Genomic DNA, 13,588 nt, shown 5'->3' on the forward strand with positions numbered 1-13,588 from the left:
TCGGCGGCGCGCAGGAGCGACTCCCACCACGCCAGCCCCCACGGCCCCCATTGCCTCTGAAGCCGAGCGAAGCGCAATGCCACGTCGCGCGCGCGTTCTTGGAGCGCCGTGGGCGGCGCATCCTCGCAGCTTTCCGTGTTGATCACCGGCCGCGCGGCGCCGTGATGGGCCGCAACGAGATGCAGCGCAAGATCCTGCAAGTCCGCCGGCAAGGCCTTGAATGCGGCGTCAATCTGGAGCGAGGGCAGCGATCCAAATTCATGGCGGTAGCCATCGAGCCGCTTGAAATGGATGGGGCCCATTGTCTTGGCGTAGGGCCTGCCCTGGCGCGGCGCGTTGAATGCGTCCTGCCAGCGCGACGCTTTCTTTCCTTCATCGTGGAGCCGCGCCGCGACGGCCAGCATGTCGCAATACGCCGCAGGCAGCTTCAAGCCCCTCGCGATATCGCCGGCGATGCGCGCGGCGGCGCTTTGATGGTCAGCGAGCGTCTGCTCAAAGCGCGCGACCGCACGGTCGTCCTCGGACTGCGGTTGATTCCGGCGCTCCTCGACGGCGATCCAGGCATTTTCCTCGCCGTCATCGGCTCGATTGATGGCGAAGCGATAGGTTTCGCGCCAATCGGCATCGCCAGTGGCGGATATCTCGTTCACTTCGCGCACGCGGAACGGCCGCGGCTCCCATGTTTCATCGGCATCGAGCGCGGGCGGCTCGCCGTCCACCTCTTCGTCGAGCATTCCGTCGCGGTTGAGCCCGCCGAGCAGGCTCGAAACCACAAGCGTGCGGCCGGCGAGGCGCGCTCCGAAAGCTTTATTCTTACTGTTGAGCTCAGCAAGCGCTCCAAGTGTCCATTGTCCGTTCGCCTCGTCCTTGTCATCCAACTCACCTTTGGAATTCAGGACGCAGAGCACGGGACTTTTCTCGTCCAGAGCCTCTGAAGCGGCAATTTCCTTGAGTGTCTTGGCAGCTTTCCCGACTGCATCGACGCGCGCCAGCAGCCACTTCACAATTCGCGACGTCTCCGCTTCCAGGCCTTCGCTCGTCTGCGGCGGCGCTTCGTCGAAGAACGCGTTGATTGCCTCCTTGGCGAGTTTCTTGCCTCCGCTACGAGCCGGCAGGAAACGGCGCCAGACGATTGTCGCCTGTGGCTCGTCGTCCTCCACCCAGCCGCGCAGCCACGGTTCGATCTCGGGCCGGCCGGTGTGCTCTTCCAGCGAGGTCATCGACCAGGCATCGACGAGCGCGCGCGTCAGTGCCGGCCGCAGCGGCGGCGGTGTCTGGGCTTTCTGCAGCGCCTCCTGGAGAGACCGGTTCTCTTTGAGCGCGACGATGGCAGCAGGACTGGCGTCGCCCTTCAGCGCGTCAATCGGCTTGCGCAGACGCTTCAGTCGCTCCGGCCAGGTTTCACCGTCTTTCTTCTCCTTGTTGGCGGGAGCCGCGACGACCTCGATGATCGCAACGCGGTTGTCGCCGCCGCGCCGGTTGACGCGGCCGAACCGCTGCACCATGCGCTCCCACTCGACCAGATCGCAGACCATGTGATCGGCGTCCATGTCGACGCCGACCTCGCCGGCCGACGTTGCAACGAGGAACGTCGGCACCTGCGCCTCGCTTCGGTCGCCGACAAACCCGTGTGTCTCCAGCCACTTGAACAGCGCCTCGCGCTCGCGCACCCGTCGCCCGCCCACCAGCAGCTCGGACGCAATCGCGATCTTCTCCTTCTTTGCGCGTTCCTCGATCTCCTCCTTGACCTTCAGCGCGCCATCGTCGCGGCTGTTGCAATAGATGAGCACGCGCGCCGGCCGCGGCTCCGTCCCGAGCGCCCAGGCACGCTCGGCCAGTCTCTTGACAAGCTCTTTGGCCTCTTTCGCCTCGCTCAACGTCAGTTTCTTCACGGCACCGAGCCGCTGTTTCACGATCGGATGCTGTCGGTCCTCCTCCGTCAGGCGGAAGATCGTCCCGCCATCAGAGTCCTTGTCCTCCCTGCCGGTAGCCGACAGCGACATCAGATGCAGACCTGGCACGAGGTTGCCGCCGTCTGCCGTGCGAGGCCTGAACTCGCCTTTCGGATCGCGCGCGATCGTCTTGAGCAACGCCTCGAACGGCGGAACGAGATGCGCCTCGTCCAGCACCACGAGCGTATCGGCGCCCAGCAGCCCGGCATGATAGGGTCGCATCTTGGGCGATACCCCGTAGCCGGAGAACAAGACTCGTGAGCCGACCATGTCCACGGTGCCGACGACGACCGCCGATGCCGTGGGATCGGCAAGCCATTCGCGGTTATCGATATGCTGGCCGCGCAAGGTCGAGATCGGCAACGAAGCGTTCTGAAGGCCGATTCGCGCTTTGAAGTCTGCAGATGCCTCATCCTGGTCGAGCCAGCGGCGGAGTTTTTCCGCCTCAGCGGTAGCTTGATCGACGACGGCACGCCGGTCGACGACATAGACCAGCCTGCGTGGGATGCGATTGCGATTTGCCTCGTCCGCCAATAAACCGGGCCAGGAGCCAGATTGCTATCACCGACGTTTTGCCGAGGCCTGTCGGCAGATCGAGTGCAGGAGGCAAGGTACCGCGACAAAATTGCGCGAATAGCCGTTCCTGCCAGGGGAAGGGCGCCTTGCTTTGGAGGGCCCGGAACTTCTGCTGGAAAAGAGCCAGTTCGCTCGATGAAAAATGTGACTGTTCCATGCGAAGCCCGGACGAACCCGCCTTTACCTCGCGGCGGAATGTCTTTCGAGGGGTCCATGTTTGCGCGCTTCGACCTCGTGCGCTAACACATCGAAAAGATGTTAAATCCAACCTTCGCTATTTTGGCGAATAATTCGGTCCACACAACCCATTCTTTCCGTCTGGGCGAAGGGTTCGGAATTGAGGCGCGCTGCTCCCGCCACTCCGCCGGAAATCTCCTAGAGATATCCTCAAGTTGCAGCTCTGCCGGCTGCCGTCTCCCGAGAGTCGCCTCCACAATGTCGGGGGCAAAAAGCGTCAGACACAGCACCCGTCCGACGTCGGACTCATTGATGTCTCGGCTGCGGCGATCTCACGGATGGTGGCGTACTCGCCGCTCCCGAGCACATCGCGCCACCGGAACGGCCGGGCGATCGCCTTGACCATAGCGTTGTCGACATGCCGGGTGACAGGTGCGGCGTCCATTCGCTGGGCTTCGCCGATGGCCCGAGCCTGTATGCGTATGCTCTGTCGGCGCCGACAATGGAGGTTGATCCAGAAGGCAGAGTTGCGTTGCGACAAGACGGTGCTCAACGAGTTCCATACATCGCGTCCCAGACCACCGCCTGCGCACCATTATTTCGACAACAGCCGCCGGTTGATTGCAGGCAGCAGAGAACCGTCGTCGCCGCTCAGTTCCCAGATCATGACTCCGCCCAGAGCCTGGCTTACGACATAGTCAAGTTTCCTCGCGATTGACTCCGTATCGTCGTAGCTGATCCAGATACGCGCCTCGCGGTCAAACAGCCAGGGCACCTGCGCCTCGGGATGCCAGTACCGCGTCAGCGTCGGCTTGCGGTGCCTTCGCAGCTCGCGAAAGCTCACCGCGCCGACGCCCCATTCTGTCCCGGAGGAATGCTGTTTCGCGGCCTCAAACAATCCATCGCCGTCGCTTTGCACTCCGCCAAAGCCATGCCCGAAGAACGGCAATCCCATTGAGATCTTCTCAGCTGAAAGGCCCGCTGCCAGATATCGTTGAACCGTGGCATGGACGTTCATGTCCGGCGCCGGATCGTCCGTTACCGCGAACAGAGGCGCATTGAAGTGCGTCATGCCGCCTGCAGTGTGGTAGTCATATGTCATCAGGTTCACCCAATCGACGAGAGCGTCGATCTTTTCCCATACTTGCTTCTGTAAGACGTGAGCTGGGGATGCCGGCGCAGCGACGGTCAGCAGATAGCGGCGAGAGTCCGCGACACCGCGCGCATCCAGCTGCCGCCTGAATTCGGCGATCAGAAGCGCATAGTTGCGCCAGTCGTCCGGCCGGTATCGGTTTTCGGGACGTCCGCCAGCGACCGGATATTCCCAATCCAGGTCGAATCCGTCGAAAAGCCCGGGCCACTGATCGAGAAACAGCTCCAGCGCAGAGGATACGAACCGGCTTCGCGATTCTGCGCTCAATGCGGCGTCGGAGAAGTTGCGCGACCAGTTCCACCCGCCGATCGCAATCAGAATTTTCAAGTGCGGGTACTGGTTCTTCAGCTTGCGCATCTGCGCAAAGGATCCACCCGGCGTCTGTGCCGCGCTATAGCGGCCCTCGCAGCGGCCGGCATCCAAACAGGCGTCGCCCAATATAACCCTGCCATCATCCGAAATATTTGCGAATGCATAGATCACGTGCGTGAGCAAGCCGCCCGGAATCCGCTCTGGAGAATAGCCGCCATAAGCGGTCCAAGACGCGTAATAGCCAACCACACGGGGCGTGAAGAAGCTGAACGCCGCCGTCGGCTGCGCGATCAACGTCAAAAGCACCAACAGCGGACCAAGGCGTCGGTGACGTGCGACCATATCAACACCGCGGCAGACTGGCTGACAATTGCAGTGAAAAGCTAGTGGCCTCTCTCGCGCCCGGAAATTGATAAATGGGCACGATGCTACCTCTTACGGCTTAGGCAGCGCGACATCGGGCGATACCTCATAGGAGTAAATGGCCAACTCCGGACAACTCTGAGAGATTGATTGGCAGTACACTCGATCGAATCCCGCTCGAGAGGCGAGAATGCCGGGATGGCCGAAAGAAGGAGCCGAACAAAGTCCCGTTTTCTTGGACAAGCGGGGTACCAGGGCGATGTTGACGAATATCGTTCTTGCCCTGGCCGGCTTGACGACGGTTGGCGGGATGGCTGTCATCGCCCACGGCCTGGTCTTTGCACCCACCTTGCCGACACTCTCTGCGTCCACGCCCGAGCCGCATTCAGGCTGGTCGAGTGCAGGCACCGCAGCCCGATCGGCACTTCAATTTCCCGCCATCGGCCTCAACAATCGTCAGGTGCCAGACGCCGCCGCCAAAGCGCTTCGATTTGCTTTTTTCGATCACTCCGACGTCGGCAGCACCGCCTCCCTGCATCAGCATGCCGTTCACCTTGACGCCATCATTCCCGACTGGCTCGAGATCGAGCGATTCCACACCGGACCCGGATTAACAGTTGAGCGACGAAGCCGCACCGTCGTGGATTGGCTGCGAAAGAATGCGGCTCATGTGAAGATCTACCCCGAGGTAACGACCAAACTGAGCGCAAGCGAACTTGCGGAGCTCCTCGGAACACCGGCTGCCCGAACACGGATTATCGAACGCATTGCGCAGTATCTCAACGAGAATGACTTCAGCGGCGTAACGCTGACTCTGCGGAATATCCCTCCATCGGCTCACCGCAATCTGGTCGTGTTTCTTGTGGAGATCGGCAAACGAATTCGATCCGACAAGCGCGAACTGATCTTTACGCTTCCCGAAAGCGAGACAGAGCAGCACGCGCGGGCTTTGTCCCGCCTTAGCGACTATGTCCTTCTCAAGCTTCACGACGACGGCGGCGCCGAACCCGCGCCGATCGCTCCGCAGGGACGGGTTGAAGCTCGCCTGAACGCACTCGCGGCCGGCGTCGATCGCACCAAGATAATCGTTACGATCGGTTCGTTTGGCTATGATTGGGATGAATGGGGTGGCAAGCGCATGATCTCGGCTCAGGCGGCTTGGGATCTTGCTTCGCGCGCGGATACAAAACCGTCTTTCGACGATCGCAGCCTCAATCCGGGATTTCTTTACCGCGACAACAATGGAACCCGTCATCACGTCTGGTATCTCGACGCCATAACAGCCTTCAACCAGTTGAAGGCGATCCTGGCTATCGAGCCAGCCGGCATTGCAGTCTGGAGACTCGGCCTTGAGGACCGCGGCGTCTGGGCCTTCGCCGGACGGGGCAGACTGCCGGATGAAAGCGCGCTCGCGTCGATAGGCAGAATAGAGCCAGGATTCGACAGCTTCGCCCGTGCGCGGGCGGCCGTCCTTGGCGTCAAGCCCGGACATTCCGGTCAGCGCCGCATTTCTTATAACCCGCATCTCGGCCTCGTGATCGGTCAGTTGACCGAAACGCTCCCGCGGCAAGCAATCCTCACCGAGTGGCATCCGCGTGCGCCCAAGACCGTGTCATTGACATTCGACGACGGTCCCGACCCGGTTTACACGCCCCAGATTCTGGACATTCTCGCGCGGCACTCTGCAAAAGCGACCTTTTACGTCGTTGGGATCAACGCGCTCGCCTATCCGGAATTGCTGAAGCGAATTTACGACGAGGGCCACGATCTCGGAAACCACAGCTGGTCACATGCTGAAATGCATACCGGAAGCAGCGTCGCCCGCATCACCTCCGAACTGAACGGCACGCAGCGTGTATTTGAAGGAAAGCTCAATATCCGATCGATTCTATTTCGTCCGCCATATACTGCGGGCGACTATAAACGGCTCGACGACGCCGTCGATCTGGTCCGGACCGCGTCCGCTCTTGGATATGTTTTCGCGGGATTTGACGGAAATGCCTTCGATTATTTCCTTGGCAAGGAGCAGATCATTTCTGAGACGCTCGCCCAGGTCGAAAGTGGAGCAAGGGTCATGCTCTTCCACGACTCGGGAGGCAACCGTCAGCGTACGATTGATGCCCTTCCGGCGATTATTGATCAACTGAAGGCCAAAGGCTTCCGGTTTGTCACGACTCACGAGTTGATCGGAAAGACCCGTGATGAAATCATGCCTCGCCTGTCGGGGGAGCCCGTCTCCGACCGCGTCAAGTCCTTCCTCCAGGTGGAATTTGCAGGGTTTCTGCTTTGGCTTGCCACCACAATCCCCGCCATCGCTGTCGTGGCGGCGATACTTGGCGTAACGCGCCTTCTGCTTATCGTCGCTGCAGCCTTGATCCAGCTACGAAGGACGTCTGCGCGCCCGCTGCCGAAACTGCAAGCCGGGAAGATTGCCGTGGTCGTCCCCGCCTATAATGAGGAGGCCGTCATATGCAAAACGGTCTCTGCGCTGCTGGCCTCGACCTGCTCCAGCCAGCTCGAAATCATCGTTATCGACGACGGATCCCGCGATCGCACGTCGGACAGGGTCAGGCAGACGTTCGAGGGCAGTCCCAACGTCCTGGTTTACCGCAAAGACAATGGCGGAAAGGCCTCGGCTCTCAACGTCGGCATTGCCAAGACAGATGCCGAGATCATCGTCGCAATCGACGGGGATACGGTTCTTTGGCCGGATGCAATCGAACACCTGGTCGCGCATTTCCAGGATCCAACGATCGGCGCCGTTGCCGGAAACGTTATCGTCGGCAATCAGAAAAACCTGATGACCCGGTTCCAGGCGCTGGAATACGTGACCAGTCAGAATCTCGATCGCCGGGCGTTTGAGCTCGTGAATGCGATCGGCGTCGTTCCCGGTGCAATCGGGGCTTGGCGACGGAGCGCTCTGATCGATGTGAAGGGGTATTCGAGGGATACCCTTGCCGAGGACGCAGACCTCACCCTCTCGATCGAACGGCGCGGATGGCGGGTGGTCGGGGAATCTCGCGCGCGCGCCTTGACCGAGGCGCCCGAAACGCTGCGGGCGTTCATGAAGCAGCGCTTCCGGTGGATGTTCGGCACACTTCAGGTCGCGTGGAAGCACGCCAGGCTGGCAGGCCCCGGCCGCGGCGTCACGCTTGTCGTGATTCCCAACATATTCCTTTTTCAGTTTGGCTTTACCCTGCTGGCGCCCTTTATGGACGCCCTGCTGATCGTTGCCGCGGGCGCCGCGATCCTCAATCACGACCAAGAGACGTCAACCCTCCTGATCGGCTACTGGCTGATGTTCCAGACCGTCGACGCAGCGGCGGCCACGATCGGCATTGCGCTAAGCGGCGACCGAGCGAATTGGCGGCTGCTTCCACTCATTATCGTCCAGCGCTTTTGCTACCGGCAGCTCCTCTATGTCGTTGCGATTCGCGCGCTGTTTGCCGCCATCAAGGGACGGCTGGTCGGTTGGGGCAAACTGGTCCGCACCGGAAGCGTCGCCTGGCCGAACATTAAGGGCATGCAGGGAGCAGCAAAGCCATGATCCGCCCAGTTACAACGTCTGGTGTCGCCGACAGGCTGCTGCTTATACTAATCGCCGCAGCGGTCTCGATGTACACGGCCGGCGCAGCACAATCGGACCCGGTTGAACCCTCGGCCGGCGCTGCGGCAAGTGAGAATGTCCCGCACCAGGGGAGCGCTACGGTCTTCGCCGTCGGCGATCGCCTGAAGATCACGATGTTCGAGAGCCTGCGATTGGAATCCGGCCGGACAAATACGCTATCGACCCTGATCGAGCGCCCTGAACTATCGGGCGACTATGTCATTCAGAGCGACGGCAGAGTATTCTTGCCATTCATTGGCGACGTTGACGTTGCCGGTCGCACCCAGGCGACCCTCACGCGGGCAGTGGAAGCGTCATACTCCACCTTGCTGGGAGGACCGGTTCGGCTGACGGTGCGGATTCTGGAGCGCGAGCCGATCTATGTGACCGGCCCGGTACCGCGGCCGGGCGTCTTCAAATACACTCCCGGCATGACAATCCTGCACGCCATCGCGCTTGCCGGAGGGGTCGACGCAACCGCCACCGATCAGTGGAGCCGGTTTGAGCTGTCCAGGGAAAGGGAACGAATCCTGAAATCGCGAGAGCGGCTTTTAACGCTACTCGCCTTCAGAGACGTTCTGGCAGCAGAGCGTGATGCGACGGTCCCTGCTCCATCGCAACAATTGATCGAGCTCGCCGGCGAGCCAGGCGCCTCACAGCTTGTCATAAGGGAGGAGCAGCTTCGCGCAATCGAATTGCAGAAGAATGCCAATGAAGCGGCATCGATCGCCTCAATTGACGAGGCCACTAGGAACGAGTTGATCGCACTCCGGGACCGGACAGCCCAACTTGAGGCCCACCTGAAGAGCAAGAGCGACTACGTACGGACCTTGAGCAACATGCGGACCAGCGGCGTTGTCACCGAAGCCAATTTCCACCTTGCACAAAGCGAGCTGAACAATGTTCGAGAGCGATGGCATGAGGTCAGATCGACGATCGCACAGCTCGAACGAAGGCTTCTCGAGCTTCATCATCAGAAGATCCGCAATGAGTTTGACGAAAGACTCAAACGGGAGCAGCAGATCAAGACCGTGCACGGGCTGATCATCGAGGAGCAGATCACACAGGCAACGATTGGCGCTTTGAGCGTGGGGCCGGTTGATGTGTCGAGCCCCAAAGACTTTGCCAAAACCGGTCCGCGCTACAAGGTAATCCGGCGCACCGCGACCGGGCTCGAGCAGCTGGATTCGGACAGATTGTCACTGTCCGAAGCGCTTTGGCCAGGCGATGTTCTGCTGGTCGAACGCGATTCGGCGCGATCGGCGGGCGCAGTCGCGCATGCAGACGACCGCTTACCAAGCCAACGCATCGACGGGAGGCGCGTCGAATAGCCCGAATTCGCCGAGGCCGCGTGACGATGTCGGGTGATTGTCAACGACGCGGCCGGGCTGCGCCGCATCGAGATTCTGCCGCACAATTGGCGGGCTCTGAATGGTTATGCCGCCACGAAAGCGAAGCCTGTCCATCCCTTATGAGGATTTCCCCGGCTCATCCACCTCCGACAGCGTAGCCCAGCCCGGTCCGCTGGCGGCCTGCGTCAGTTCTTTCTGGACCTCGTTGTGCCGGAAGATGTGCGCCTTGGCGACCATGTTGGCGGTCACGGGCGCGGTCAGGAACAGGAACAGCGTAATCAGCAATTCATGCGCGGTCGGCAGCTGATGAAACAGCAGGAAATACAGCATCGATGCGATCAGAAGCGCGCCGATTCCGAGCGTCGTCGCCTTGGTCGGCGCGTGCAGCCGCCGCATCGTGTCGGTCAGCTTGGCGAGACCGAAGGATCCGACAAACAGAAAGAAGCCGCCGACCACGATGAATGCCGAGACCAGAACTTCGCTCGCGAATTGCATGGCGCTCCCTCGATCCGGTCACTCGATCACGTTGCCGCGGAGCAGGAACTTGCAGAAGGCGACCGTCGAGATAAAGCCGACCATCGCGAACAAGAGCGCCGCCTCGAAATAGATGGTGGTGCCGAACAGGATGCCGGCCAGAACGATCAGCCCGATGGCGTTGATCACCATGGTGTCGAGCGCAAGGATGCGGTCGGTCGCGTCCGGTCCGGCCCACAGGCGGTACAGGTTCAGCAGAATGGAAACCGCGATCGCGATCATGGCGAATGTGGATGCTGCAGCGATCATTCGAAAATCCTCTTCAAACGGCTTTCGTAACGGGCCTTGATATTTGCCACTGTGCCCTCCGGGTCGGTTGTCTCCAGGCAATGCACCAGCAGGGAGCGGCCGTCGGCGCTGACGTCGGAACTGACGGTGCCGGGCGTCATGGTAATGGTGCCGGCCAGCACCGCGATGGCCTCGGGCGACTTGAGATCGAGCGGGATGGTGATGAAGCGGGATTTCAGGCTCTCGCTGCGCCGGAACAAGACCAGATAGGCGACCTGGACATTCGATATCACAATGTCCCAGAGCACGATCAGACCGTATTCGGCGATGGCGAACGGGCTCCGCACTTTCGCGCTGCCCGGCCAGTACGGGCTGGTGATCTTGGCGATCACGACGCCAAGGAGGAGGCCGAACACGAAGTTGCCGATTGAAAAATCGTTGAGCAGCAGCACCCAGACGATCGCAAGGACCAGACTGAGCAGCGGATGCGGGAGAATGCTTGCCCGCGTCATGGCGTCACCATGGCTGTCCAGCGCGGCTTGGCGCTCAGCACCGCCTCGATATAACGCGCGGGCTGACGCAATTGTTCGGCGGCGGCGTTCATGTCTGCCATCAGCGGGCCTGCAAGGACGGTCAACGCGGCCATGGCCGCGATCAGGCCGCCGATTGCAGCCACCGGCGCAACCGCGAGCGCGCCCGCGAGTGGGCCTTTGCCGCCATCGCGGACCGTCAGAACACCGGGCACGATCCAGAAGGTGCGGATACCGGCGCGGGCGAATCCAAGAATGAGCATCAGGCTCGTGATCAGGATCGCCGGCCACACGATCTGCATCTGCGCCGCCGCACGGCCCGCGTCTAGGATCAGAAGCTTGCCGAGAAAGCCGGCGAGCGGCGGCATGCCGACCATTGCGATCGCCAAAAGAAAGAACAATCCCGCAAGCAGCATGGTGTCACCGCGTGCCTGGGCGTGCGCTATTCCGTCTCGATTGGCCAGCAGCCCGGCAAGCAGGAACAGCCCGGCGCTGGTCAGCGTGCTCTGCACGGCATAGTAAAGCGCCGCTGCAAGTCCGTCGGCGCTGTTGAGGCCCACTGCGATCAGCAGGGTGCCCATCGAAGCCACGACCGAATAGGCGACGAGGTCGGGAATGGAGCGGCTGGCCACCACGCCGAAGGTGCCGAACACCAGCGTCACGATGGCGGCCGGCATGATCCAGGGCAACGCAATATTCGCGAGCGCTCCGGCATCGGCGCCGAAAATTAAAGTATAAATCCGGATGATCGAATAGGCGCCGACCTTGGTCATGATCGCAAACAGCGCCGCAGCCGGCGGCGACGTCGAGGCATAGGTCGGCGGCAGCCACCAATGCAGCGGCACCATGGCCGACTTGATTGCGAATACCGTGAAAAGCAGAAGCGCGCCGGTTGCCAGCAGGGCTTCGTTGCCGGCGGTGACGCTCCGCACCTTAAGCGCCAGATCGGCCATGTTCAGGGTGCCGGTCACGGCATAGATCGTACCGACGGCAAAAAGGAACACGGTCGAACCGACCAGATTGATCGCGACATAGGCAAATCCGGCTTTCAGCCGCAGCGGTCCGCCGCCATGCAGCATCAACCCATAGGAGGCGATCAGCAGCACCTCAAAGAACACGAACAGATTGAACAGGTCGCCGGTCAGGAAGGCGCCGTTGATCCCGAGCAGCTGAAACTGGAACAGCGCATGGAAATGGCGGCCGCGCTGGTCCCATTGCCCGATCGCCGAGACCAGCACCGCGCAGGCAAGCACCCCGCTGAGCAGCAGCATTGTCGCCGCCAGCCGGTCCAGCACCAGCACAATGCCGTAGGGCGCCGGCCAATAGCCGAGCAGATAGACCCGCGGCTCGCCGTCGCCGGCAATGACATAGAGCCAGATCGCCACCGCGACCTGCGCGGCGGTTGCCACAACGGCAATCAGCCGCTGAATATTGAGGCCGTAACGCGCCACCAGCACCAGAATGGCTGCCGTCATGGCAGGAATAGCGAAGGGAAGGGCCAGCTCCTGATTCATGGCCGCGGCTCCTTGCGCGTCTCTGCAATGTCCTCCGCCGAGTCTTCGAGCGAGACGTCATCGGACCCGGTTTCCAGAAATGCGCGCAGCGACAGCACCACGATCAGCGCCGTCATCCCGAAGGTGATGACGATCGCCGTCAGCACCAGCGCCTGCGGCAGCGGATCGGAATAGACGGTCGCGGTCTTGGTGATGATCGGGGGCAGATTGATCGAAAGCCGCCCCATGGTGAAGAGAAACACGTTCACCGCATAAGACAGGAACGACAGCCCGATCACCACCGGAAAGGTCCGCCGGAGCATGATCAGATAAATGCCGACTGCCGTCATGGCGCCGATTGCGGTGGAGAGCAGAAGCTCCATGCTCATGCGCGCTCCTCCGCCTGAGTCTGGGCGCGGATCGACGCCTGCTCGGCACGGTCCTCCACCCGCGAGATCGTCGCCAGCGAGAGAATGCAGGTACCAAGCACGGTAAAGAACACGCCGATGTCGAACGCCATGGCAGAGGCCAGTTCGATCTCGCCGAACAGGGGCAGCTGGAAATAGCCGAATGTCGAGGTCAGGAACGGCCGGTCGAACAGAAACGAAGCAAGCCCTGTCGCCCCCGCGATCGCCACACCGCCGCCGATCATCAGCTGCGCGTCGATGCGCGCGCGCTTCTGCGCCCAGAGATAGCCGCTTGCCATATATTGCATCAGATACGCGATGGCGACAATCAGACCGGCGATGAAGCCCCCACCGGGCATATTGTGACCCCGCAGCAGGATATAGACGCCGGTCATCAGCGCGAGCGGCAGCGCCACGCGCGTCATCACCGTCATCATCAGGGGATGCGGATCGTAGGCCTGGGGATCGAACCGCGTTGCCGCGAGGCGGCGCCCTGCGGCGCCGTGCAATGCGGTATCCAGCATCGCGAAGATGGTCAGCGCGGCAATGGCGAGCACGATGATTTCGCCGAATGTGTCGTAGCCGCGGAAATCGACCAGGATCACGTTGACCACATTGGTGCCGCCGCCGCCCGGCTTGGATTGCGCGAGGTGATAGTCCGAAATGCTCTCGAACCCGCGCGTCAGGATCGCATAGGTAAGTCCGCTCACGCCCAGGCCGACCAATCCGGCAAAGACGCCCGCTCCGAGTTTTGCCGCACTTGGCATCTCGTCCGTCGTCAGCCGCGGCAACAGGTTGATCGCCAGCAGCAGCAGAATCGTCGTGACCACCTCCACCGAGATCTGCGTGAGCGCCAGATCGGGGGCCGAGAATTGCAGGAAGGCGAGCGAAACGATCAAGCCGA

10 protein-coding genes are annotated in these 13,588 nt (G+C 61.5%); 2 read left to right on the forward strand and 8 right to left on the reverse strand.

Annotated elements, in window-relative coordinates; translation table 11 throughout:
• Both cas3u and ACK41X_RS19165 read right to left on the reverse strand, forming a co-directional pair.
• Positions 1 to 2,486: type I-U CRISPR-associated helicase/endonuclease Cas3 (gene cas3u, locus ACK41X_RS19160; RefSeq protein WP_409726570.1), on the reverse strand; the 2,486-nt coding region annotated here is incomplete at its 3' end.
• 814 nt (positions 2,487 to 3,300) lie between these two features.
• Positions 3,301 to 4,512, reverse strand: a complete 1,212-nt coding sequence (locus tag ACK41X_RS19165) for a glycoside hydrolase family 18 protein (protein WP_409726572.1) — start codon at positions 4,510 to 4,512, stop codon at positions 3,301 to 3,303.
• Positions 4,513 to 4,792: 280 nt separating this feature from the next.
• On the opposite strand from ACK41X_RS19165, the gene ACK41X_RS19170 reads away from it, so the two are divergent.
• Both ACK41X_RS19170 and ACK41X_RS19175 read left to right on the forward strand, forming a co-directional pair.
• Positions 4,793 to 8,080 (forward strand): glycosyltransferase, encoded by a 3,288-nt coding sequence (locus ACK41X_RS19170; protein ID WP_409726574.1) that lies wholly within the window; start codon positions 4,793 to 4,795, stop codon positions 8,078 to 8,080.
• The gene (locus tag ACK41X_RS19175) at positions 8,077 to 9,471 is read left to right on the forward strand and encodes a polysaccharide biosynthesis/export family protein (protein WP_409726576.1); all 1,395 of its coding nucleotides are present in this window, start codon (positions 8,077 to 8,079) and stop codon (positions 9,469 to 9,471) included. The genes ACK41X_RS19170 and ACK41X_RS19175 overlap by 4 nt, the downstream gene beginning before the upstream one ends.
• 138 nt (positions 9,472 to 9,609) lie before the next feature.
• Here the strand turns inward: ACK41X_RS19175 and ACK41X_RS19180 are convergent, their stop codons facing one another.
• The 6 genes from ACK41X_RS19180 to mbhE all read right to left on the reverse strand — a co-directional run.
• Positions 9,610 to 9,987, reverse strand: a complete 378-nt coding sequence (locus tag ACK41X_RS19180; RefSeq protein WP_409726578.1) for a Na+/H+ antiporter subunit G — start codon at positions 9,985 to 9,987, stop codon at positions 9,610 to 9,612.
• A gap of 18 nt (positions 9,988 to 10,005) precedes the next feature.
• Entirely contained in the window at positions 10,006 to 10,275 is a 270-nt protein-coding gene (locus ACK41X_RS19185) for a K+/H+ antiporter subunit F (RefSeq protein ID WP_409726580.1), read from the reverse strand.
• Positions 10,272 to 10,766: a Na+/H+ antiporter subunit E gene (locus ACK41X_RS19190; RefSeq protein WP_409726582.1), complete on the reverse strand. Its 495-nt coding sequence runs from the start codon at positions 10,764 to 10,766 to the stop codon at positions 10,272 to 10,274. The genes ACK41X_RS19185 and ACK41X_RS19190 overlap by 4 nt, the downstream gene beginning before the upstream one ends.
• Positions 10,763 to 12,298, reverse strand: a complete 1,536-nt coding sequence (locus ACK41X_RS19195) for a monovalent cation/H+ antiporter subunit D (protein WP_409726584.1) — start codon at positions 12,296 to 12,298, stop codon at positions 10,763 to 10,765. Before ACK41X_RS19195 ends, ACK41X_RS19190 begins: the two co-directional genes overlap by 4 nt.
• On the reverse strand, positions 12,295 to 12,660 hold the full coding sequence (locus ACK41X_RS19200) for a Na+/H+ antiporter subunit C (RefSeq protein ID WP_409726588.1): 366 nt from the start codon (positions 12,658 to 12,660) through the stop codon (positions 12,295 to 12,297). The genes ACK41X_RS19195 and ACK41X_RS19200 overlap by 4 nt, the downstream gene beginning before the upstream one ends.
• A gap of 2 nt (positions 12,661 to 12,662) precedes the next feature.
• On the reverse strand, positions 12,663 to 13,588 hold a 926-nt coding region (gene mbhE, locus ACK41X_RS19205), incomplete at its 5' end, for a hydrogen gas-evolving membrane-bound hydrogenase subunit E (protein ID WP_409726586.1).

The sequence above is a fragment of the Pseudorhodoplanes sp. genome, from assembly GCF_046289595.1.
In the GTDB taxonomy this organism is placed as follows: domain Bacteria; phylum Pseudomonadota; class Alphaproteobacteria; order Rhizobiales; family Xanthobacteraceae; genus Pseudorhodoplanes.